This is a genomic window from Aeromonas sp. OTU364, assembly GCF_038440395.1.
Classification (GTDB): Bacteria; Pseudomonadota; Gammaproteobacteria; order Enterobacterales; family Aeromonadaceae; genus Aeromonas.
In genome coordinates, this window is record NZ_JASATR010000004.1 from 15719 (window position 1) to 38361 (window position 22643).

Consider the following 22643-nt stretch of genomic DNA (forward strand, 5'->3'; position numbering starts at 1 on the left):
GATGATCATTCCCGCAATCGACCTCATCAATGGTCAGGTAGTCCGACTCTATCAGGGGGACTACGGCCAGAAGACCGCATACAGCAGCAGCCCCCAGGCCCGCTTCGACGACTATGTCGCCCAGGGGGCGGCGCAACTGCACCTGGTGGATCTGGACGGCGCCAAGGATGCAAAAGCGCGCCAGCTCGCCCTCATCACCACCCTGCTGGCGGCCACCAGGGCGCCGGTGCAGGTGGGCGGCGGTGTGCGCAGCGAGCAGGATGTGGCAGACCTCTTGGCCGCCGGCGCCAACCGGGTGGTGGTCGGCTCCACTGCGGTCAAGTCCCCGGATCTGGTGGCTAGCTGGATGGAGAAATATGGCCCCGAGCGCATCGTGCTGGCGCTGGACGTCAATATCGATGCAGAGGGGAATCGCCAGATCGCGGTGGCAGGCTGGCAGGAGAACAGCGGTGTGAGCCTGGAGGCGCTGATCGAGCGCTTCCTCCCCGCCGGGCTCAAGCACGTGCTCTGCACCGACATCAGCCGGGACGGGACGCTCTCGGGCAGCAACGTCGAGCTCTACCGGGATCTCTGTGCCCGCTACCCCAGCGTGGCGTTTCAGGCCTCCGGCGGCATCGGCGGCCTGGCGGACATAGAGGCGCTCAAGGACACAGGCGTCAAGGGAGTCATCCTCGGCCGCGCCCTGCTGGAGGGCAAGTTCGACGTACAGCAGGCCATCGCCTGCTGGGGTGAGTGACCACGGGATCACCCGCGGCTCCCCAAGGTGCCTGTCCGGCCATCAGCGCCGGAACAGGCACCTCTATCTTCTGAGGGTGCAGCGGCAAGCCCTTATAATCTGGGAACAATTGGCTCTATACTCGGACTCATCGAGATAATGTCACGGAAGGCTTATGTTCAGATCTCACTGTGCCACCATCCTCATCGTCGATGACTCTCCCGAGAACCTGATGGTGCTGACCGAGCTGCTCTCACCCAGTTACCGGGTACTCGCCGCCCAGAGCGGGGAGAAGTGCCTGCGCATCGCCAGTGGCAAGACGAAACCCGATCTCATTCTGCTGGATGTGATGATGCCCGGCATGGACGGCTACGAGGTACTCAAGCAACTTCGCACCAACCCCGACACCCACCGCATCCCAGTGGTACTGCTCACCGCCCTCGCCGATCCCCAGAGCGAAGAGCAGGGCCTGTCCCTCGGGGCCGCCGACTACATCACCAAGCCCATCAAGCCCGTCATCGTCCAGGCGCGGGTACGCACCCAGCTGGAGGCCAAACAGGCCCGGGATGGTCTGCACGATCAGAACGCGGCCCTGGAGGCAGAGGTCGCTCGCCGGATGGCCGAAAACGATCTGATCCAGCAGGTCTCCATCCGGGCGCTGGCCCATCTGGCGGAGATCCGCGATCCCGAGACCGGCAATCACATCCTGCGCACCCAGGGCTACGTGCGGTTGCTGGCGAGCGCCCTTGCCGGTCACCCCCGCTTTGCCGGGACCCTGTCGCCGGGTTACATCGATCTGCTGAGCCGCTCCGCCCCCCTGCACGACATCGGCAAGGTCGGCATTCCCGATCATATCCTGCTCAAACCGGGCAAGCTGATCCCGGAGGAGTGGCAGATCATGCGCACCCACGCCAAGCTCGGCAGCGACGCCATCGAGGAGGCCGAGCGGGATATGGAGCAGCCATTGGCCTTCCTCACTCTGGCCAAGGAGATAGCCCACTGGCACCACGAGAAGTGGGACGGCAGCGGCTACCCGGACGGCCTCTGCGGCGATGCCATTCCCCTCTCGGCCAGGTTGATGGCGCTGGCGGATGTGTTTGACGCCCTCATCAGCGCCCGGGTCTACAAACCGGCCATGTCCTATGACGAGGCCCGCGCCCTGATCCTCTCCGGCAGCGGTCAACACTTTGACCCGGACGTGGTGGCAGCCTTCGACAGCCATTTCGAGCAGTTCGTCCTCATCGCCAGACGTTACCAGGATGTCGCCGAGGCAATCCATGGCTGAGCAGCCTCCCCTGACCCGGGCCCAGGTGCTCAACGTGGTACTCACCTATGCCGCGGTGGCGAGCCTGTGGATCCTGCTCTCGGACAAGGCGGTGGAGTGGCTCTTCCACACCCCGGCCCAGTTCGCCCTGGCCAGCACCATCAAGGGGTGGCTGTTTATCCTCATTACCGCGCTCATGCTCTATGCCATGCTGCGCCGTCGCATCAATCAGACCACCGCCAGCCCCCGCCTCACCGGGCGTCAGTGGCTGCCCATTCTGCTGCTAAATGGTCTCATTCTGGCCCTAACCGCCATGGCCATCGCCCAGAACATCGGCCTGACCCGGGACAAGGAGGTGGCACGCCTCGAGACCATCGCCGATCTCAAGAGCAGGCGCATCACCGAGTGGCTGGGCAACCGGGAGCAGGATCTGCGCCAGATCATCGGCAACTCCCGCGACAGGGCACTCTCTCCCGCCGAGCCTCAGAGACCCTCCGATGAACAGGCACAGCAACTGACACATCTGGTCGAGTTCATCTCGGGGCGGGGATTCGATGGCGCGGCCCTCTTCGACCCCGCCGGCCAGGCCCTGTGGCAGACCCCGGGGGCCGGCATCATGAATGCCACCCTGCGCGATGCCCTGACCCGGGTGGAGCCGGGCAAGGTGCTCAGGGTCGGCCCCTATCTGGATGAGCGAGGTCAACCCCGGCTCGACTTCCTGGCCCCCCTGACCAGGGCGGCCGGGGCGGCCCCCGTCATGGTGCTGCAGATAAGCGGCAGTCACTGGATAAACCAGATACTCACACCCTGGCCCATCCCCGACAGCAGTGGGGAAGCCATGCTGTTTCGCCAGCGCGCAGATCAGGTGCAGTATCTGAACGACCCGCGCTATCGCCCCGACTCGGCCCTGCGCCTGTACCTTCCACTTCATCACGACACCCTGCTGGCGGCCCAGTATCTGCGGCTGGACGGCGGGCAGCGAAGGTCAAGGGTGCTGTCCGGCATGGATTATCGCGACATCGCGGCCTTTGGCGTCGTCTATCCGGTTGCGGACACGGATTGGTACCTGCTGACCAAGATAGACAAGGCCGAGCTCAACCAGGCCAGCTTCAAGGAGAGCATCTGGATTGGTCTCATCGCCCTGCTGGTGCTCTTCGTTACAAACGCCGGCATCATCTTGCTGCGCCAGCACACCCGGCTGTTGATGGCAGAGCAGGTGCGCCACTCCCAGGCACAGCGGCTGCAGGCGTTGCAACTGCTCTCCGCCATCGCCGACAGCTCGGAAGATGCCATCTTCGCCAAGGACAGGGAGGGCAAATACATACTGTTCAACCGCGCCGCCAGCCAGTTCGTGGGCAGACCCGCCGCCGAGATGCTGGGTCAGGATGACCTGGCCATCTTCCCCCCCGATCAGGCCCGGATGCTGATGGAGGCAGGCCGCCGGGTGATCGAGAACAACCGGGTGCAAACCGAGGAGGAGTACCTGACCCTGCCCAGTGGTGATCGGGTGTTCCTCGCCACCAAGGGGCCGCTGCAGGACAACGAGGGTCAGGTGATCGGCATCTTTGGCATCTCCCGCGACATCACGGGCTTCAAGCGTGCCGAGGCAGACCTGCGGGAGCGGGAGGGGCTGTTTCGCGCCCTGGTGGAGCAATCCCTCGCCGGCATCTACATCATCCAGCAGGGCAAACTCTGCTACATCAACCCCTGTTTTGCCCACCTGTTTGGCTATGACTCCCCCGGCGCACTGCTCGGCGTCGGTCCCCTGCACGCCCTGGCAAACCCGAAGGACAGCGACCGGGTGGCCGAGCTGGTGCAGCGATGCGAGCAGGAGGGTAGCGACATCCATGCCCGCTTCAGCGCCCTGCACCACGACAACCAGCCCCTGGAAGTGGAGCTGTACGGGCGGCGCGTCGACTATCGCGGCCAGCCCGCCGTGCTCGGGCTCTTGCTCGATGTCACCGAGCGGGAGCAGGTCGAGCAGGCCCTGACCCGCCAGGCCATGGAGCTGCGCCAGCAAAACGAGGAGCTGGAGCGTTTCAACAAGGTGATGGTGGACAGGGAGCTCGCCATGTTGACCCTCAAGCACCAGATCAATGCGCTCTCACACCAGCTCGGGCTGCCGCCGCCCTACCCCCAGGCCCCCATGCCGCCGGAGGAGCACCCATGATGCACCGACCGCAACTGTGGCACGTCCGCCCAGCCACCCAGCGCTGGGGCGTCTGCCTGCTGGCCCTGCTGCTGCCCGTCCTGATGTTGCAGATCCGGGTCCAGCTGCCCATCGCCTTTGGCGAGCGGCCGTTGCTGGTGCTCTTCATGCTGCCCATCATCCTCTGTGCCCTGCTGGGGGGCTTGCTGCCAGGCCTGCTCTGCACCCTGATCAGCGCCCTGGTCACCACCTACTTCCTGCTGCCCCCGATCCATGAGCTGACCGTGGCGACCGGCCAGGATCTGGTGCAGTGGGGGCTCTTGGTTGCCAACGGCGTGCTCGTCAGCCTCCTCAGTGCCGCCATCCACAGCTCCCGCGCCCGGGAGATCCAGCGCTGGCAGGAGCTGATGAACACCCAGTCCCGCCTGCAACAGAGCGAGAACCGCTTCCAGGCCACCTTCGAGCAGGCGGCGGTCGGCATCGCCCTGGTCGCCCCCGATGGTGGTTGGCTGCGGGTCAATCGGCGGCTATGCGACATGCTGGGCTATCGCGCCGGTGAGCTCATGGGCATGAGCTTCCAGCAGATCACCCACCCGGACGATCTCTTCATCGATCAGCACTACGTCGACCGGATGCTGGCGGGCGAGCTGCCCCACTACACCCTGGAGAAGCGCTATCTGCACAAGGGGGGCGAGGCCATCTGGACGACACTGACGGTGGCCCTGGTCAGGGATAGCGAGGGGGAGCCCGACTACTTCATCTCCATCATCGAGGACAATCAGCAGAACAAGGAGACGGAGGAGGCCCTGCGCCGCAACGAGGGGATCCTGCGGGAATCCCAGCGGCTGGCCAAAATCGGCAACTGGCGCTGGCGTGTCAGCGACGGCAACCACTTCTGGTCTCCGGAGATCTACCGCATCTATGGCCGTGATCCCGCCCTCCCCCCTGCCGTCTATCCCGAGGTGAAAAAGTACTTCACCCAGGAGGGTTGGCACACCATAGCCCAGGCCGTCGAGCACTGTCTGCGCGATGGGCTGCCCTATGAATGTGATGCCGGCGTCATCAACGAGCAGGGGCACCCGGTCTGGGTCATCGCCCGTGGGGCTGCCTTGCGGGACGGAAACGGCCATGTCGTCGAGCTCTATGGCACTGTGCAGGACATCACGGAGCGCAAGCTGGCCGAGCAGCAGTTGCTGCACAATCAGCAGGCGGCGCTCGATACCCAGCGCCGCGCCCGCCTGGCGGCACTGAACCTGATGGACGATGCCATCAGTGCCCGGGTACGGGCCGAATCCATCAGCAGCGCCCTGCGCGAGAGCGAGCAGCGGCTGCTGATGGCCCAGGAGGGCGCCCACGTCGGGATCTGGGAGTGGGACATGGTCAATGATCACCTCTTCTTCTCCCCGGAATGCGCCCGCCTCTATGGCCGCGACGCCGGGCAACTCACCACCTTTCACGCCTGGCAGGCCTGCCTGCACCCGGACGACAAGCCCCGTATAGACACCTTGCTGGCCGAGCTGTCGGTCAGCGACAAGCCCTTCGAAATCGAGTTCAGGATCCTGCAGCCAAACGGCGACCTATGCTGGCTGGTGAGCAAGGGCAGCGTCTATCGGGATGCCTGGCAGCGCCCCCTGCGTCTGCTCGGCATCCATCTTGACATCACGGAGCGCAAGCAGGCCGAGCAACAGCTGAGGCAGCTCTCCCTGGCACTGGAGCAGAGCCCGGACGGCGTCTTCATCACGGACACTCGGGCCCGCATCGAATATGTCAACGCGGCCTTCCTGACCATCAGCGGCTACCAGCAGGAGGAGATCATCGGCCAGACCCCCTCCCTGCTGCGCTCCGGCCTCACCCCCAGAGCCACCTATGTCGCCCTGTGGGACGCCATCAAGCGTGGCCAGCGCTGGCACGGCGAGTTCGTCAACCGGCGCAAGGACGGCTCACACTATCAGGTGCTGGCGGCCATCTCCCCCATTCGCCAGGAGAACGGGCTGGTGACCCACTATGTGGCGGTACAGGCCGACATCACCGAGAAGAAACAGCTCGGCGAGGAGCTGGATCAGTACCGTTACCACCTGGAAGAGATGGTCGATGAGCGCACCCTGCAACTGGCCCAGGCCCACCAGCGCGCCGAGAGTGCCAACCGTGCCAAGAGCGCCTTCCTGGCCAACATGAGCCACGAGATCCGCACTCCCATGAACGCCATCCTGGGGCTCACCTATCTGCTCAAGCGCGACACCCCGGACAGCACCCAGCACGAGCGGCTGGAGAAGATCGACAATGCCGCCCAGCACCTGCTCACCATCATCAATGACATCCTGGATCTCTCCAAGATAGATGCGGGCAAGATGGCGCTGGAGCAGAGCGACTTCTCCCTCACCGCCATGCTGGACAACGTCAGCGCCCTGATGAGCGAGCAGGCCCGCGCCAAGGGCCTCTCCCTCATGGTCGACATGGGAGACTCGCCCACCTGGGTCCATGGCGACATCACCCGCCTGCGCCAGGCACTGCTCAACTACGCCGCCAATGCCATCAAGTTTACCGAACAAGGTGCGGTCACCCTGCGGGTACGGGTGGCCCGTCCGCTTGCCGACGGCAACCTGCTGCGCTTCGAGGTGGAAGACACCGGTATCGGCATCAGCCCGGAGCAGTGCGAGAAGCTGTTCCAGGCCTTCGAGCAGGCCGACGTCTCCACCACCCGCAAATACGGCGGCACTGGCCTCGGGCTTGCGATCACCAGCCGGCTCGCCACCCTGATGGGGGGAGAGGCCGGCGTCAACAGTACCCTCGGCCAGGGGAGCAACTTCTGGTTCACCGCCGCCCTCTCTGCGGGTCAGGGGGAGGCGCCGCACCCGCTCCCGCCGCAGCAGAGCCTAGCGCAAACCGTCTTCACCCACACTGCCCGGGTGCTGCTGGTGGAGGACAACGCCATCAACCGGGAGGTGGTGCTGGAGCTGCTTTGCAACAGCGGCCTCGTCATCGAGACCGCCGTCAATGGCCAGGAGGCGCTGGCCCTTGTCCGCCAGCATCCCTACGATCTCATCCTGATGGACATACAGATGCCGGTGATGGATGGCTACGACGCCACCCGCGCCATCCGCGCCCTGCCCGGCCTGGCGCGGCTTCCCATCCTCGCCCTGACGGCGAGCGCCTTCGAGGAGGACAGGAAGGCCTGTGAATCCGCCGGCATGAACGACTTCATCGCCAAGCCCGTCACCCCCGCCAAGCTGTTTGAGGCGCTGCAGCGCTGGCTGCCGAACAAGGGAATGGTGGAGCCCGTGGTGGAGCCCGGTGAGCAGGATCTGTCCCGCGATCCCCTAGCAGGCCCCCTCGCCCGCCTACAGGGCGTCCCCGGGCTGGATCTGCAACAGGGGTTGGCGGCACTGCAAGGCAAGCAGGACAAATACCTTGCCTTGCTGCGCCACTTCGCCAACGAGCATGGCCAGGACATGGTCCTGCTCCACCACCATCTGCAAACGGGGGATAGCACGAGCGCCACCCGGCTGGTTCACACCCTGCGCGGGGTCGCTAGCACCCTTGGCATGGTGGAACTCGCGCGGCAATGCCTGCAGCTGGAGCAGACACTCGCGGGGGATGGCCCCGAGCCGACCGCCCTGATGACGGTCATTGCCGGGGAGCTGGCGGCCTTGCACGACCGGCTGGGGGAAGAGGTGTCCGCCCAGGCGCCGCAGCTCATCCCCCTTGGCAGCCAGTGGCAACGGGATCTGCGCCAGCAGATGGAGGCGTTGCTGCTGCAAAGCGACACCGCCGTGATCCCGCTGTTCGAGCAGTATGCCGCCCCCCTGCGGCTCATGCTCGGGCCCCGCAGCGAGACCCTGGCCAGGCAGTTGAAGAGCTTTGACTTTGACGGCGCCCTGCTCACCTTGCACCAATGCGCGCAAGCAGATGAGCCCCCCACTGAGGTCATGCCCCCTCTCCCCGATGGCGCTTCACCGCCCCCGGGCCAGCCGAAGGGAGACAAAGGGTTGAATCACTGAATAAAGTCATGCATATAGTGTTGGTTCCCCCGGGGCCGCGCCGCCCGATGAGCGCGCCGTTTCCCGCTCAGGATCCAGCAGTGAAAGCATGCCAACCGCTTTTCCGTCCGCCGCCTGATCCTGCGTCACCGGCAGAACGATGATTTTTTAACTGTGCTTTACATGGAGCAATGAGCATGTTGTCAAAGCGTATTATCCCCTGCCTCGACGTCAAAGATGGCGTTGTGGTCAAGGGCGTGCAGTTTCGCAACCACGAGGTGATGGGCGGCATCGTCGATCTCGCCCGCCGCTACGCCGCCGAGGGTGCCGACGAGCTGGTGTTCTATGACATCACCGCCTCGAGCGACGCCCGGGTGGTGGACAAGAGCTGGGTAAGCCGGGTGGCCGAGGTCATCGACATCCCCTTCTGCGTCGCCGGCGGCATCAAGAGCGTCGAGGATGCCCGCCAGATCCTGGAGTTCGGGGCCGACAAGGTCTCCATCAACTCCCCGGCCCTGGCCGACCCCTCCCTGATCACCCGGCTGGCGGAGCGTTTCGGCGTGCAGTGCGTGGTGGTGGGCATCGACTCCTACTTCGATGCCCCAAGCGGCCAGTATCAGGTCAAACAGTTCACCGGCGACGAGAGCCGCACCCGCACCACCAGCTGGACCACCCTGGAGTGGGTCAAGGAGGTGCAAAAGCGCGGCGCCGGCGAAATCGTGCTGAACGTGATGAACCAGGACGGCATGCGCCAGGGCTATGATCTCGAGCAGCTCAAACTGGTGCGGGCCGTCTGCAAGGTGCCGCTGATTGCCTCCGGCGGCGCCGGTGCCATGGAACACTTTCGCGATGCCTTCACCCTGGCCGACGTGGACGGCGCCCTGGCGGCGTCCGTGTTCCACAAGGGCCTTATCCCCATTCCCGAATTGAAACGCTGGCTGAAAAACGAAGGAGTCGCCATCCGTGAATAATCAAGCAGTAGACAAAGCATTGCCCCTGGCCGAGCGCCTGGACTGGGACAAGTGTGACGGCATGATCCCCGCCATCGTCCAGCATTCGCTAAGCGGCGAGGTGCTGATGCAGGGCTTCATGACCCGCGAGGCCTTGGAAAAGACTGAAGCCACCGGCCAGGTCACCTTCTTCAGCCGCAGCAAGCAGCGCCTCTGGACCAAGGGCGAGAGCTCGGGTCATGTGCTCAAACTCGTCGCCATCACCACCGACTGCGATCAGGACTCCCTGCTGATCGCCGCCGACCCGGTGGGCCCGACCTGCCATCTTGGCAATCCCTCCTGCTTCGACGGCCACCCGCTGCCGCCGCTCGGTTTTCTCGCCGAGCTCGAGCAGATCCTGGCATCTCGCAAAGGCGCGGATCCGGCCACCAGCTACACCGCCAGCCTCTATGGCAAGGGCACCAAGCGCATCGCCCAGAAGGTGGGTGAAGAGGGGGTGGAGGTGGCCCTGGCCGCCATGGCGAAAGACAGGGAGGAGCTCATCAACGAATCCGCCGATCTCCTCTACCACCTGACCGTCTTGCTGCAAAACGAAGGCTTGGGTTTGAAGGATGTGGTGCAGCGGCTTTATGAGCGCCACACCAAGTGAACAACGAATCCATGTTGACCCAGCTCTATCACCTCACCGTGCTGCTGCAAAACGAGGGGCTGGGCCTCAAAGACGTGGTGCAGCGCCTGTATGAGCGCCATACCAAGTAATCGTTGAACTCATCTCGACAAAACGGGCCCTCAGGGGCCCGTTTTTCGTGCGCTGGCGCCCTCTTCGCGGGAGTTGCCACTGTCAGGGCGCGTCAAGGACGCTGTACCCCTGACAGGATCGGAGATACCCAGGCTGGCGGCCCCCCTGAACAGGGAGTCGCTCATCCCAGGGGCGGCGGTGATAATGGCGCACCACCCTCACCTCCCCAGGCGCGATGAACAAATTTCAGGTTTTCTCCACCCCGGAGGCGCCCGCCGCCTTCACCTTGCTCGACATGGCGTCGGCCAGCTTCCTGGCAGACAAGGCCACCCTGCTGGCACAGGGGTTCGAGGTCATAGGCGAACCCATACTGGCCCCTGATGCCCGCGCGGCGGCCGAATCCCATCAGCTCAACATGGCCGATCCCAGCCGCCCCTATGGTGGCCCCGGCACCATAGGCCTCTTCAGAACCATGTTGCTCCATGCACCCAGGCTGTTTGGCAAGGAGAAACCGCCAAGAGGCTGACTGAAGCCGACCTGAATGGAGGCCCCTTTGGATGCCGCAAATGGGGCCTGTCCGGCGCCAAGGCCCCCATGGATAATGCGGGGGCACAGTCCACCCCAGAGGCCCTATGAGCAAATACCAGTTCTTCCGTCAGGGACAGGATCCCGCCAGCGTCACCTTCTTGCTGATGTCGTCCCCCTCATTCTTGCCTGAAAAGTCACAGTTGCTGGAGCAGGGCTTCGAGGTGGTGGGGGATTATATCGACGCAGCCAACGAGAAAGAGGCGCTCGACAAGTTCAAAAGCGGCATGATAGAGCCCCTCGCGGAGTACACCAAGGCCAGTGAAGCAGGAGGACTTTACTACTTCATCACCAGCCTGTGGCAGGCGCTGCACAAGCGCATCAAGGGCGCCAACCCGCCCCGCTGAGAGGCGCCAGGATGGCTGGTCGCCAGCGCGTCCCCGTCAAGCAGAGGGACGGTCGACCTTGCGCCAGACACGCTTCTGAGCAGGCGCTCTCTGGATGAAAAAGAACGGGCCCGCAGGCCCGTTGATTGGATGAGGCCCTCACCTGAGTCACTCCAGCTGCTTGCGCAACATGAACTTTTGCACCTTGCCGGTGGAGGTCTTGGGCAGGGGGGTGAAGATGATGCGCTTGGGGGCCTTGAAGTGGGCCATCTGCTCGCGGCAGAACGCAATCAGCTCCGCCTGACTGAGCACCCTACCCTCCTTGAGCTTCACAAAGGCGCAGGGCACCTCCCCCCACTTCTCGTCCGGCATGGCGATCACCGCGGCCTCGTCCACGTCCGGGTGGCGATAGAGCACGTCCTCCACCTCCAGGCTGGAGATGTTCTCCCCGCCGGAGATGATGATGTCCTTGGATCTGTCCTTGATCTCCACGTAGCCGTCCGGGTGCCAGACCGCCAGATCCCCGCTTCGAAACCAGCCGTCCGCCATCGCCTCTTCGCTCGCCGCCGGGTTCTTGAGATAGCCCTTCATGACGATGTTGCCACGCAGGAAGATCTCCCCCAGGGTCTTGCCATCCCGGGGCACAGGCTCGCCGCTGACGGGGTTGGCCACCCGCATCTCCCCCTGCAGCGGTGAGGTCACCCCCTGGCGCGCCTTGAGCCGGGAGAGCGCCGTGGCATCCTGCCCCTGCCAGCTTCGCTGGGGCTCGCACACCACGCAGGGGCCATAGGTTTCGGTCAGGCCATAGACATGGGTCACGGCGATCCCCATGGCCTCCATGCCGGCGATCACGGTGGCGGGTGGCGCCGCCCCCGCCGTCATCGCCTTGATGGGATGACTGAGCCCCAGTTTCAGGGCCGGATCGGCGTTGTTGAGCATGTTGAGGACGATGGGGGCGGCGCAGAAATGGCTCACCTTGTGCGCGTGCAGCGCCTCATAGATGGCGCCCGCCTGCACGTGGCGCAGGCAGACGCTCACCCCGGCGGTCGCCGCCAGGGTCCAGGGGAAACACCAGCCGTTACAGTGGAACATCGGCAGGGTCCAGAGATAGACGGGGTGCTTGGGCAGCTCCCAGGAGAGCGCGTTGTTGATCGCGTTCAGGTGGGCGCCACGATGGTGGTAGACCACCCCCTTGGGATTGCCCGTGGTGCCGGAGGTATAGTTCAGCGAAATGGCCTGCCACTCGTCCGCCGGCAGCCAGCCGGGCTCCTGCTCATCCCCCGTGGCGACGAAGGCCTCGTAGGTCAACTCGCTCACCAGCTCCCCCTCCTGATAGGTCGGATCGTCGATGGCGATCACCAGAGGCTGGCTGTCGATGAGAGAGAGCGCCTTGCGCACCACGGTGCCGAACTCCCTGTCCACCAGCACCACCCTGCTCTGGGCATGCTGGAAGATGAAGGCCATGGCATCGGCATCGAGCCGGGTGTTGATGGTGTTGAGCACGGCGCCGCTCATGGGCACCCCGAAGTGCGCCTCGAACATGGCCGGCACATTGGGGGCGACGATGGAGACGGTGTCCCCCTCGCCGATGCCGCGGCGGCGCAGGGCCGAGGCCAGCCGGCGGCAGCGGCGCTCGGTCTGGGCCCAGCTCTGGCGCAGGGGGCCGTGGATCAGGGCCGGGTAGTCGGGATAGACACTGGCCGCCCGGGCCAGGAAGTTCAAGGGGGTCAGGGCCTCGAAATTGGCGCCATTTTTATCGAGGCCTCTCTCGTAGATGTTCTGGCTTGTCATCGGGTTCCTTCCTCGTCGGGGTACAAAGCGGCGGTGCAGCCGTGAACGCGCCCTGGCATCGTGCCGGCGGCGGCTTTCTGGTACGAAATGCAAGGGTATCAAGGGTATCAAGGGGCTCTGGGGGCAGGTATTAGCAAAACGTCTTAGGTTGGTGGGACCCCACGCCGGCTGATCTGCCTTATGACTTCCACTGACCCGCCCCCTTTGTCGCCAAACACAGACGCTATTTTGGTGCGGTCGTTTTTTGCGCAGTCAGCCTCTGTCGCGATCCGTAGGCGCTTGCCTTGAGCCTGACGCGCAAAATGCCAAGAATGGTCCCAAGCCCTCAACGGGTACAAGTACGAGGAGAAGAGCGATGAACAAATCCATGTTGGCAGGTGTCGGGATCGGTATTGCCTCTGCGCTGGCATTGTCGGCGGCAGCCAGCGGATCCCTGTTTACCTCAGAGCCCCAGTTTGCCGAGGTGCTGGCCAGCAAGCCGGTGACCGAGACCATCAAGACACCGCGCCAGGAGTGCCGCAACGTCACCGTCACCCACCGCAAGCCGGTGCAGGATGAGCACAAGATCCTGGGCACTGTGGTCGGTGCGGCCCTGGGGGGCGTGGTGGGCCACCAGTTTGGTGGCGGCAGCGGCAAGAAGGTCGCCACCGCCGCGGGGGCCGTCGCAGGCGGCTACGCCGGCAACCAGGTGCAGGGCAACATGCAGGCGGGGGACACCTACACCACCACTGAGCAGCGCTGCAAGACGGTACAAGATAGCAGCACCCGCACCCTGGGTTATGACGTCACCTACCGCCTCGCCGGTCAGGAAGGGGTAGTGCGAATGGAACAAAAACCCGGCACCACCATCCCCGTCAAGGATGGCAAGCTGGTACTGAGCAACGCGCAGGGTTGATACTCCGTTAGGAGCGCCCCGCCATGGAGAAGGCCCACCACATCGGTGGGCCTTTTTCATGTCCGCAACAACATCTGTCTGCAACAACAAGTATCCGCAACAAAAAGGGGCCCGCAGGCCCCTTTCTATCTCGCTTTCACCTTTAGTGGCGGCCGAAGGGCCACCAGGGCTTGTCGTTGTCCTGAATGTCGACCCGGGTCTGCTGAACTGTGCCCGGCTGGGCCCCTTTCAGCTTCTCGAGGTTGACGCTGAACTGCTCGGTGGACTCCACGAACCAGTCATCCAGGATCAGCACCTTGACCGACTTGCTGCCCCCCTCGCCCGCGGCCCAGCTCACCGTCTGGCCGAACCAGGGCAGGAAATCCAGCCCCCAGCGCGCGGTGATCCCCTCAAGGCCCAGAGTGGCACGGGCTGGCTTGCTCAGATCGCCGCTTCGCACCAGCGGGATCTCCGCAAACCACTGCCCCTCGTTCACCGTCAGGCTGGCGTGCGCCAACGAGATGGTGGAGGGCGCCAGCTTGTCCTTGATGGTCACCAGGGTCTGGTGCTGCTCCCCCAGGGTCGCGCCGCTCGCATCATAGAGCTCCAGGGTGAAGGTCTCGTCCCCCTCGTGCAGGGTGTCGCTCTTCACCGGGATGCTGATGCTCTGGCTGTCGCTCTGGCCGGCGGCCCAATGCAGGGTACCGGTGAGGGGCGCCACGTCGTTGGCATCGGCGCTGCCAAAGGCGATGCGGTAGCTGACGCTGGCCTCCCCATGGCTGCCGTCACGGCGCGCCACGCTCAAGGACAAGGTGCTGCCCTCCTCCACGCTGGCGGCGGCGCTCTCCAGGCTCAAGACGCCGGCGGGGGGCAGCGGATACTGGATGGCCACCAGCACGGGATCGTGATCCGAGGCGCTGAAGGGCCCCTCGGATTTCGCCAGCTGGCCGCTGTACTTGCTGCCGTACTCGAAGAAGTTGCTCTCGGCGGAGTTGATGTGCCAATCCTCGATGCCGATCACCTTGGCCGCGAGGCCAGGGCTTGCCAAGGCGTGATCCAGGTTGCCGAGCTCCCCTTCATAGCTGTAGGAGTAGGTGTCGGTGCCGTGGAAGCGGGTGTTGAGGTTGACAAGGCCATACCCCTTGCCAAGGGTGCTGCCGCTCTCCTCATACGGCTGACCCGCCAGGGTGGTGAAGGAGGCGCTCATGATCTGGCGCGCCTGGGCGGCCGGATCATAGTCGGTCAGCACCCGGATGGGATCCTCCATGCCGTAGGCGTTCAGATCGCCGATGAGCAGCAGATCCCCGCTTACCCCCTTGAGGGTCTCCCCCAACACCTTGGCGGCGGAGACCCGCAGCGCGTTGCAGTGACCCTGGCCGTCCAGGGGATCGGCGCTGGCGTAGTCGGGATAATCCTCGAAGCAGGCGGAGCCCTTGGACTTGAGGTGGTTGACCACCAGGGTCAGGGGCGCATCTCCCTTGGGGGAGCTGAAGCGCTGCACCAGCGACTCGCGCATCCCCTGATTGATGGTCACCGGCTTGCCGCTGGCGTCCTGCGCCTCGGCCTGCTGTACCGGCAGCGCGATCAGGCTCGCGGCCCCTTGCGGGGTCACACTGGCGGGCCGGTAGATGAGCCCTACCGTGATGGCGTCGGTGCCGATGGGCTGGCCATCGGGGGAAGCCACCCAGGCGTAGTGATCCGCCTCGTCCGGCTGGGCGGCGTTGAGGGCCGCCACCAGGTTGGCGATGGCGGAGTTGTCGCCGTAGCCGTTGTTCTCTATCTCCATCAGCCCCACCACGTCGGCGTTGAGGCGGGTGATGGCGCTGACGATCTTGGTGCGCTGCAGCTCGAACTCAGGCACCGTCAGGGCGCCCCTGTTGCTGCCGGTGGGGTTGGCATCCCCCCCCACCACAGTGGTGAAGAAGTTGAGCACGTTGAAGCTCGCGACCCTCAGATCCCCCGCCTCGGCGAGCTCGGGCGTTTCCACCCTGTCCCAACCGCTGTGATCGATCTGGCTTGCGTCGATGCGGTTGCTGGCCACCAGCCGGAACAGGTTGTAGGAGTAGCCGAGCGCCCCCTCCAGCCCGTTGAGCTTGTCGCCGATGCGAAGATAACCGTCCTCGGCGTTGAAGCCGGGGAACCAGGGCAGCACGCCGTCCGGCGCCTTGGCGTCCGTCTCCACCACCAGCTGGTTCTGCTGGTTGCGCAGGGCCCAGTCGCTCGCCTCCTGGCTCATGGCGGCAAACTTCTGGGTCGACTTGATGAGGGGCGCGCCATAAGAAAGCACCAGGTTGTTGCGCTTGCCGTCGTAATCGAAGCTGAAGTTGCGGGTCACCACCAGGCTGGACTCCGGCACCAGCCGCACCTGCATCCCCTCGTGGCGCTCCAGCAGCTGGCTCAGGCTCTCGCCTCCCACCGGCACCAGATCCACCGCTGGCAGCAAGGCCCCTGCCGGCTGGGTCACCACCAGCTGATCGGCGCTGAGCTGGGTCTGGTTGAAATACTCTTTGACCTTGCCCGAGACGCACACCTCGGCCCCTGGCACCAGGGCGCCGTTGGCCTGGGTGCTGTGGATGAAGAGGCCGTCTGAGGTGGCCGGATCCCCGTCCCCCTGCGCGTCCTGAATGAAGAAGCCCTTGTAGAGGCCGCTGACTACCTGGGTCACCACGCCGCGGGTGGCATAGGCCTGCTCGGACTCGAACTTGCCGGCCGGCACCAGGGGGCTGCTGCTGCCGGGGCCCTGGATGGCGGGCACCGGCACAAGAGTGTCTACCGGGCAGACGAAGGCAGGCGGCTGGCTGCCATCACAGGGGGCATCGCCGCTGCAGCCGAGACCGCTGGCGTCATCCTTGGGAGCGGCCAGGTATTCGAGCGCAGGATCGAAGGGGCCGGTCGCATCAGTGCGGCCCGTGCTGACGGTGGCCTTGCGGCGTAGGGTCATGTCCAGGGTCGAGACGTTGCCCGAGACCCAGGCCGTGCCCGGATCCACCCCCACCTGGCCGACGCTGTCGACTATCTCGCTGCCGCGATAGAGCACCAGGGCGTCGTCACCGTTGAACACCAGGTTGCCGCTGGTCTGATTGGCCTTGGCCAGGATCTCGGCGTTGGCGGAAGGGTTGGCCAGCACCAGACTGGCCCCCGGGGCGAGGGAGCCTTGCAGCGCCAGGCTGTTGGTGGGGGCATCGGTGAGGGGTTTGCCGTTGGCGTAGAGCGCCAGCCGGTATTGGGAGAGATCGACGGCGTCGCTGCCGAGGTTGCTCAGCTCCAAAGCCTTGTTGTTGCCAGCGCCTTCCAGGTATTCGGTGACAAGCAGTTGCGCCTGTGCCTGTCCCGCCAACGCCAGCCCGACGGCCAGCGCTACCAGAGAGTGTCTTCCTGACATGGTCAGTTTCCTTTTTTATTTGCAGATCATGTTATTGGCGCCCCGCGCAAGGCGGGCCGCAGCACCTTGTTGCTGTCGAACTCGGCCAGGGGCCAAGATCGCGCCTACTCTGCCCCTTTGACGACGGAGCCGCTGGGAGCTGGCTAACAATGACCGCAAATTGTTGCGCGCAGGTGACGATCAATACCCGAATGGGCAGTGCCTGTCATCGGTGCGCAGGAAATCGTCGCCACCTCTGGGGGGCCATGCCAGGGGGCTCGACATCGAGCAGAGTCCGGGGCTGAGCCCCGCTTCAGAGACGCGAGCGAGACGGCCAGAGCGTGGTTCCAGGTGCAGCCAGATAGGCGCCACAGGCCCCCATGATCCGTGAAAACAGAGAGATGGGCTCCATTGGAACGGCACTCTGTGCTCGTGTGAAACCGATTCCAGAAATGACAAAATTAACAAAAGAGGAGACAGGACAAACGTTTATTGCTTTTCGGTTCACGAATGGCAATAGTTCTCACTTCTTTTTTTAGGCCTTATCCCCCGAGGTTTCACAAGATGTTTCGTCACCCCCTGGCAAAGTTGTTGCTGCTTGGTCAGCTCGCCCTGATGAGCTGGATGGCACAGGCCGCCGCCCCCGTTGAAGTGGAAGATGTGATGGGCCGCAAGGTCTCCCTGAGCCTGCCCGCGAGCCGCATCGTGCTCGGTTTCTATCCCGAGGATTATCTGGCCGTGGCCGGTGAAGGCGGCGCCGATCGCCTGGTGGGCATGTCCCGCGGCTGGTTCGTCAAGTCCCGCCCTGCCATCTGGTCCCTCTATGTGGCCAGCCTGCCGCAACTGGCCAGGGTGCCGGACCTTGGCAACGTGCAGGATCAGAGCTTCTCCATCGAGAAGACCCTGGCGGTCAAACCCGATCTGGTGATCCTGGCCCAGTGGCAATACGAGGCCCTGGCCCCGGATCTGCCGCGCCTCGAGCAGGCAGGCATCCCAGTGGTGGTGGTGGACTACAACGCCCAGACCCTGGCCCGCCACATGGCGAGCACCCTGCTGCTTGGCAAGGTGACCGGCCAGGAGGCCCGTGCCCGCAAGATGGCCGACGAATACAAGGCCAAGATTGACATCATCACCTCCCGCATCGCCGCCGCGAAGCGCCAGCCCCCCCGGGTCTATATCGAGCTGGGTGACAAGGGCCCGGCCGAGTACAGCTACACCTATGGCAAGGACATGTGGGGCGCCATGGCCCTGCTGGCGGGGGGTGACAACGTGGCGGCGCCCTTCGTCGAGCGCTGGGGTCCCATCCACCCTGAGCAACTGCTGGCGAGCAAACCCGAGGTGATCCTGATGGCAGGCTACGAGAGCGTGAGCAGCGCAGAAGCGATGCAGGTGGGTCAGGACGTCTCGGCCGAGACGGTGCGCCAGCGTCTGCAGGGCTTTGCCGCCCGTCCGGGCTGGAGCGAGTTGCCCGCGGTGCAGCAGGGTCGCCTCTATGCGGTCTATCACGGCGCCACCCGCAGCATCATGGATGCCGCCCTCATCGAGTTCATGGCCAAGGCCCTCTACCCGGACCTGTTCCAGGATCTCGATCCCCTGGCCACCTATCAGGGCTTCTACCGCAGCTATCTGCCCATCCGTCCCGAGGGCACCTTCATGCTGGGTATCAAGCCGGGTGAAGCCAACTAAATCCGGTCGTTCGGGCTCTGTCCCCCTCGGCAGAGCCCTCTTCGTCATCCCTCTTTAACCGGGCGCCCCTCATGGCGCCCGCTTCAGGATTGTCATCATGAATGATTTGGCTGCCCTCCAGCAGACCCTCACCCGCCAGCGGCAACGGGAGCGCCGTCGCTGGCACTGGCTGGCGCTGCTCACCCTGGTGCTGTGCATCACGCTAGTGCTCGACATCGCCACCGGTCCCTCCCTGCTGCCCCTTGGGGAGGTGGTCAATGCCCTGCTCTCTCCCGCCCAGGCGGACGCCATGACCCGCACCATAGTCCATGACATGCGCCTGCCCATCGCCCTGATGGCCCTGGTGGTCGGCGCCTCCCTCGGCCTTGGCGGCGTCCAGATGCAGACCCTGCTGGACAACCCCCTCGCCAGCCCCTTCACCCTGGGGCTCGCGGCCGCGGCCGGGCTTGGCGCCGCACTGGCGCTCTATAGCGGCGGTCTCGGGCTCCCTCCCCTGATCGCCATTCCGGCCGGAGCCTTCATCCTGTGCATGTTTGCCGCCAGCCTCTTGTTTGGTCTGGCCATGATGCGCAACATCAGCAGCCAGACCCTGATCCTGGCGGGCATCGCCCTGCTGTTCCTGTTCCAGTCCCTGCTCTCCCTGCTGCAGTTCCTCTCCTCCCCCGAGCTCAACCAGCAGATCATGTTCTGGCTGTTTGGCAGCCTGATGCGCACCACCTGGGACTCCCTGATCATCACGGCCGCCGTCACCCTGATCTGCACCCTGCTCATCTATCGGGATGCCTGGGCCCTCACCAGCCTGCGTCTGGGGGAAGCCAGGGCCCGGAGCCTGGGGGTCAACGTGGACAGGCTGCGCATGAAGACCCTGATCCTGGTCGCCCTGCTCACCGCCACCGCCACCAGCTTCGTCGGCATCATCGGCTTCGTCGGCCTGGTGGCCCCCCACATCGCCCGCATGCTGGTGGGGGAAGATCAGCGCTTCCTGATCCCGCTCTCCGCCCTGTGCGGCGCCTGCATGTTGTCGGCAGCCTCTGTGCTCTCCAAGTCCATCATTCCGGGGGCCCTCTTTCCCATCGGCATCGTCACCGCCCTGATTGGCGTGCCCTTCTTCATCTGGCTGATCCTCGGCAGGGGGCGTAAACGTGCTTGAGATAACCCGACTCTCCCTCTCCCTCGGCCAGCAGACCCTGCTGCGGGAGCTCGACCTCACCCTGCATCCGGGTCAGGTCCATGTGATCATCGGCCCGAACGGGACCGGCAAGACCTCGCTGCTGCGCGCCCTGTTCGGTGAACTGACCCCGGCCGCTGGCGACATCCGCCTGGGGGGCCAGAGTGCCCGCCAGATGACCCAGGCCAAATGGCGCCAGCAGTTTGGCTACATGCCCCAGAACATCCAGCTGGAGCTGGACTTGAGCGTCATCGAAGTGGTGGTGCTGGGGCGCCTCGACAGCCTCTCCATGCGTCTGGCGGACGAGGACATACTGGCGGCCGGCCGCGCCCTGCAGGCGCTCGGCATCGCCCATCTGGCGGATCGCCCCCTCTACTCCTTGAGCGGCGGCCAGCGGCAGATGGTGCTCTTTGCCCAGGTGCTGCTGCGGGATCCCCGCATCATGATGCTGGACGAGCCGGTCAGCGCCCTGGACCTGCATCACCAGATGCAGCTGATGGAGCACCTCTGCCAGCAGACCCGGGAGCAGCAGTGGATCACCCTGGTGGTGCTGCACGATCTCAACCTGGCGGCCCAGTTTGCCGATCAGCTGATCGTGCTGGCAGGGGGCGATCTGCAGGCCTTCGGCCCCCCCGCCCGGGTGCTCGACGCGGCCCTCATCGAGCGCCTCTACCAGGTACCTGTGCAGATAAGCCACGATCAGAGCGGCATCCCCTTCCTGCGTACCCTGCGAAGACAATCATGACGGCGCATTCGGCATGGCCCGCAACCGGCCCCCGGGTACACACAAGATGAACGGCGCCTCCTACTGGCGGGACTGGCAGGGCATGAGCCCGGCCGCCCGCCTGCTCATCATCAACGGGCTGGCGTTCAACCTCGGCTTCTACATGATGATGCCCTTCCTCGCCCAGCACATGGGCAGCGGGCTTGGCCTCGCCGGCTGGGCCTGCGGCCTGGTCATGGGAATGCGGGTCTTCAGCCAGCAGGGGCTCTTTCTGCTGGGGGGGACGCTCGGGGATCGCATCGGCTATCACCCCGCCATCGTCTGGGGCTGCCTGGTACGCTCGGTCGGTTTCGTGCTGCTGGGCTGGGCCGAGTCCCTGCCCATACTGCTGCTGGCGGCGACCCTGACCGGTTTTGCCGGGGCCCTCTTCACCCCCAGCGCCCAGGCCTATCTCGCCAGCGAATGCAGCGCCCCCGGTCAGCGTCAGCGCGCCTTCGCCCTGCACAATCTCGCCAGCCAGGCGGGCATGCTGCTCGGCCCCCTGGTCGGCCTGGCCCTGACCCAGCAGAGCTATGCCCTGACAGGCTTGTTGGCGGCTAGTCTGTTCGCCCTGCTAGGGGTGCTGCAGTATCGGGTGCTGCCCAAGCGACCGGTCAGCAACCAGAGCACGCGCGGCGCCATTTTGCGCCAATGGCGGGAGATCCTGCGCCAGCGCCCCTTCATGATGTTCACCCTGCTGGCGGGCAGCTACCAGATCCTGTTCCACCAGCTCTATCTCGCCCTGCCCGCCCATATCCAGAGCCTGCCGGACGCCACCCAGCTGCTCGGCGGCGTCTTCACCCTCTCGGCGGTGATCGGCGTCCTGTTCCAGCTGCCGGCGTCCCGTCTGGTGGAGCAGCGCCTTGGGGTGCCGCTCGCCATGGGGCTGGGGATCGGGGTGATGGGGTTGAGCTACCTGACCCTGCCGCTGCTCTCCCCCTGGCCGACGGCGGGTGTCCTGGCGCAGGTGGCCTTGCTCTCCTTGGGCTCCATCCTCTGCTTCCCGCTCTTTGCCGCCCAGCTGCCCCGCTACGCGCCCCCTGAGCAGCTCGCCAGCTACTACGGCTTCTATGCCAGCGCCGGGGGCTGCATGGCGCTCTTTGGCAACCTGCTTATCGGTTTTATGCTGGGGGATGCAGGCAGCCGCCCCGCCACCGCCATCTGGTTGCTGCTGGCCCTCGCCGGCCTGCTGGCCGGGTTTGGCCTCTATACCCAGCTGCGCAAGGATGGTCAGGTGCAAGCGCCCGTCAACAAATAAACAGGGCGGCCATGCATTACTTGGTATGGCCGCCCCTGTCGTTCGAGTGATTGACTTTGCCCCAATTGTAGCCCGCCATGTTTCGCAACACCGGCAACACCGGCAACCTCGGCATCCCGCTGATGGTGCTGGCCTTTGGCGAGCAGCAGCTCGGCGCCATCGTCATCCTCTTCGTGCTCTCCAACCTGCTCCACTTCTCGGTGGGCATGTTTATCCTCTCAGCGAGCAGCTCCCGCTGGGGCTGGCTGAAAAGCCCCGTGCTCTGGGCCGCCTTCGCCGGTCTGCTGGTGGCCAACCTGCAGATCCCGCTGCCGGACTACCTGGTGACCAGCGCCTCCCTGCTCGGCCAGATAGCGGTGCCCCTGATGCTGTTTGCCTTGGGGGTTCGGCTAATGGAGGGGGAGCTGGGCCACCTGGGGCTCGCGCTCAAATGCAACCTGCTCTATCTGCTGGCGGGGGGGATCTCCCTTGGCATCGCCGTTTGGTTGCTGCCACTTGAACCTGACTGGATACCACTGCTGATGCTGTCGGTGGCGCTGCCCCCGGCGGTATTGAATTACATGCTGTGCGAGCAGTACCAGTGCCAGCCCGACAAGGTGGCCAGCATAGTGCTCGGCGGCAATGCACTCTCCGTGGTGGTGATCCCGCTGGCGGTGTGGTTGGCGCTGCATCTGGGGAGTTGACCCAGTTTTTTTCAAGGACGCCTGATGGCGTCCTTTTTATTGCTATCGCGAAAGTCCGATTACGCTTCGCTAATCGAATCTACGGGCTCTTAAGCATGGACTGTCGATGTCTCCAATATGCGATTGTGGTGGAGCAAAGGCAGTTGATGTAGCAGCGTGTGCAACAAGATCCTTTTATTAAATGAGGAAACTAACTTTAAAGTGCGTGTTTCTTCACAGATACAGAATAACCCCATTTGATGGGCTTTCTTTTTATGGCTGACTGGTCAGTGTAGTAACTGAAAATGGGTTTAGGCTGCGGATGGTCATACAGGTTTTGTTGACAGGTGTACTGATTCAGTATTGAAGTTTAGA

At 64.5% G+C, this 22643-nt stretch carries 15 protein-coding genes and 1 pseudogene; 14 read left to right on the top strand and 2 right to left on the bottom strand.

Features of this window, described 5'->3' with window-relative positions; all coding sequences use genetic code 11:
- Position 1 precedes the first annotated feature (1 nt).
- The 8 genes from hisA to AAHB08_RS06095 all read left to right on the top strand — a co-directional run bounded on the left by hisA (position 2) and on the right by AAHB08_RS06095 (position 10726).
- The gene (gene hisA / locus AAHB08_RS06060) at positions 2–736 is read left to right on the top strand and encodes a 1-(5-phosphoribosyl)-5-[(5-phosphoribosylamino)methylideneamino]imidazole-4-carboxamide isomerase (protein WP_202045573.1); all 735 of its coding nucleotides are present in this window, start codon (positions 2–4) and stop codon (positions 734–736) included.
- 154 nt (positions 737–890) lie between these two features.
- Complete coding sequence (locus tag AAHB08_RS06065; RefSeq protein WP_202045572.1) at positions 891–2000, top strand: response regulator; 1110 nt, start codon at positions 891–893, stop codon at positions 1998–2000.
- Positions 1993–4149, top strand: coding sequence for a PAS domain-containing protein (locus AAHB08_RS06070; RefSeq protein WP_202045571.1), 2157 nt, complete (start codon positions 1993–1995; stop codon positions 4147–4149). The genes AAHB08_RS06065 and AAHB08_RS06070 overlap by 8 nt, the downstream gene beginning before the upstream one ends.
- Complete coding sequence (locus AAHB08_RS06075) at positions 4146–8126, top strand: PAS domain S-box protein (RefSeq protein ID WP_342058410.1); 3981 nt, start codon at positions 4146–4148, stop codon at positions 8124–8126. The genes AAHB08_RS06070 and AAHB08_RS06075 overlap by 4 nt, the downstream gene beginning before the upstream one ends.
- Positions 8127–8302: 176 nt before the next feature.
- A complete protein-coding gene (hisF, locus tag AAHB08_RS06080) occupies positions 8303–9076 on the top strand; it encodes an imidazole glycerol phosphate synthase subunit HisF (protein ID WP_342058411.1) in 774 nt (257 codons plus the stop codon).
- Complete coding sequence (hisIE, locus tag AAHB08_RS06085; protein ID WP_342058412.1) at positions 9069–9704, top strand: bifunctional phosphoribosyl-AMP cyclohydrolase/phosphoribosyl-ATP diphosphatase HisIE; 636 nt, start codon at positions 9069–9071, stop codon at positions 9702–9704. Before hisF ends, hisIE begins: the two co-directional genes overlap by 8 nt.
- 325 nt (positions 9705–10029) lie before the next feature.
- Positions 10030–10320, top strand: a complete 291-nt coding sequence (locus tag AAHB08_RS06090) for a hypothetical protein (protein ID WP_342058413.1) — start codon at positions 10030–10032, stop codon at positions 10318–10320.
- 106 nt (positions 10321–10426) lie between these two features.
- Entirely contained in the window at positions 10427–10726 is a 300-nt protein-coding gene (locus AAHB08_RS06095) for a hypothetical protein (RefSeq protein WP_342058414.1), read from the top strand.
- 147 nt (positions 10727–10873) lie between these two features.
- Here the strand turns inward: AAHB08_RS06095 and AAHB08_RS06100 are convergent, their stop codons facing one another.
- Positions 10874–12496, bottom strand: coding sequence for an acyl-CoA synthetase (locus AAHB08_RS06100; protein WP_342058415.1), 1623 nt, complete (start codon positions 12494–12496; stop codon positions 10874–10876).
- 355 nt (positions 12497–12851) lie between these two features.
- On the opposite strand from AAHB08_RS06100, the gene AAHB08_RS06105 reads away from it, so the two are divergent.
- The gene (locus tag AAHB08_RS06105; RefSeq protein WP_139434607.1) at positions 12852–13391 is read left to right on the top strand and encodes a glycine zipper 2TM domain-containing protein; all 540 of its coding nucleotides are present in this window, start codon (positions 12852–12854) and stop codon (positions 13389–13391) included.
- Between the two features lie 142 nt (positions 13392–13533).
- Here AAHB08_RS06105 and AAHB08_RS06110 read toward each other — a convergent pair whose 3' ends face one another.
- Positions 13534–16752 (bottom strand): ExeM/NucH family extracellular endonuclease, encoded by a 3219-nt coding sequence (locus AAHB08_RS06110; protein ID WP_342058416.1) that lies wholly within the window; start codon positions 16750–16752, stop codon positions 13534–13536.
- A 543-nt stretch (positions 16753–17295) separates the two neighbouring features.
- Here AAHB08_RS06110 and AAHB08_RS06115 point away from each other — a divergent pair.
- The 5 genes and pseudogenes from AAHB08_RS06115 to AAHB08_RS06135 all read left to right on the top strand — a co-directional run.
- Positions 17296–18417, top strand: a complete 1122-nt coding sequence (locus tag AAHB08_RS06115; RefSeq protein WP_342058417.1) for an ABC transporter substrate-binding protein — start codon at positions 17296–17298, stop codon at positions 18415–18417.
- A gap of 97 nt (positions 18418–18514) precedes the next feature.
- Positions 18515–19567: a FecCD family ABC transporter permease gene (locus AAHB08_RS06120; RefSeq protein WP_139434622.1), complete on the top strand. Its 1053-nt coding sequence runs from the start codon at positions 18515–18517 to the stop codon at positions 19565–19567.
- The gene (locus tag AAHB08_RS06125) at positions 19560–20330 is read left to right on the top strand and encodes an ABC transporter ATP-binding protein (protein ID WP_202045556.1); all 771 of its coding nucleotides are present in this window, start codon (positions 19560–19562) and stop codon (positions 20328–20330) included. The genes AAHB08_RS06120 and AAHB08_RS06125 overlap by 8 nt, the downstream gene beginning before the upstream one ends.
- Before the next feature lie 46 nt (positions 20331–20376).
- Entirely contained in the window at positions 20377–21606 is a 1230-nt protein-coding gene (locus AAHB08_RS06130) for an MFS transporter (protein WP_342058418.1), read from the top strand.
- A 71-nt stretch (positions 21607–21677) separates the two neighbouring features.
- A pseudogene (locus AAHB08_RS06135) lies at positions 21678–22289 on the top strand (AEC family transporter); the annotation flags it as partial.
- Positions 22290–22643: the final 354 nt, after the last annotated feature.

Excerpts from the sequence above, each read along its gene's own strand:
- AAHB08_RS06100 (WP_342058415.1), bottom strand. The coding sequence starts at position 12,496 with ATGACAAGCCAGAACATCTACGAGAGAGGCCTCGATAAAAATGGCGCC.
- AAHB08_RS06070 (WP_202045571.1), top strand. The coding sequence starts at position 1,993 with ATGGCTGAGCAGCCTCCCCTGACCCGGGCCCAGGTGCTCAACGTGGTA.
- AAHB08_RS06095 (WP_342058414.1), top strand. The coding sequence starts at position 10,427 with ATGAGCAAATACCAGTTCTTCCGTCAGGGACAGGATCCCGCCAGCGTC.
- hisF (WP_342058411.1), top strand. The coding sequence starts at position 8,303 with ATGTTGTCAAAGCGTATTATCCCCTGCCTCGACGTCAAAGATGGCGTT.
- AAHB08_RS06110 (WP_342058416.1), bottom strand. The coding sequence starts at position 16,752 with ATGTCAGGAAGACACTCTCTGGTAGCGCTGGCCGTCGGGCTGGCGTTG.
- AAHB08_RS06090 (WP_342058413.1), top strand. The coding sequence starts at position 10,030 with ATGAACAAATTTCAGGTTTTCTCCACCCCGGAGGCGCCCGCCGCCTTC.
- hisA (WP_202045573.1), top strand. The coding sequence starts at position 2 with ATGATCATTCCCGCAATCGACCTCATCAATGGTCAGGTAGTCCGACTC.
- AAHB08_RS06065 (WP_202045572.1), top strand. The coding sequence starts at position 891 with ATGTTCAGATCTCACTGTGCCACCATCCTCATCGTCGATGACTCTCCC.
- AAHB08_RS06130 (WP_342058418.1), top strand. The coding sequence starts at position 20,377 with ATGAACGGCGCCTCCTACTGGCGGGACTGGCAGGGCATGAGCCCGGCC.
- AAHB08_RS06115 (WP_342058417.1), top strand. The coding sequence starts at position 17,296 with ATGTTTCGTCACCCCCTGGCAAAGTTGTTGCTGCTTGGTCAGCTCGCC.
- AAHB08_RS06120 (WP_139434622.1), top strand. The coding sequence starts at position 18,515 with ATGAATGATTTGGCTGCCCTCCAGCAGACCCTCACCCGCCAGCGGCAA.
- AAHB08_RS06105 (WP_139434607.1), top strand. The coding sequence starts at position 12,852 with ATGAACAAATCCATGTTGGCAGGTGTCGGGATCGGTATTGCCTCTGCG.
- AAHB08_RS06075 (WP_342058410.1), top strand. The coding sequence starts at position 4,146 with ATGATGCACCGACCGCAACTGTGGCACGTCCGCCCAGCCACCCAGCGC.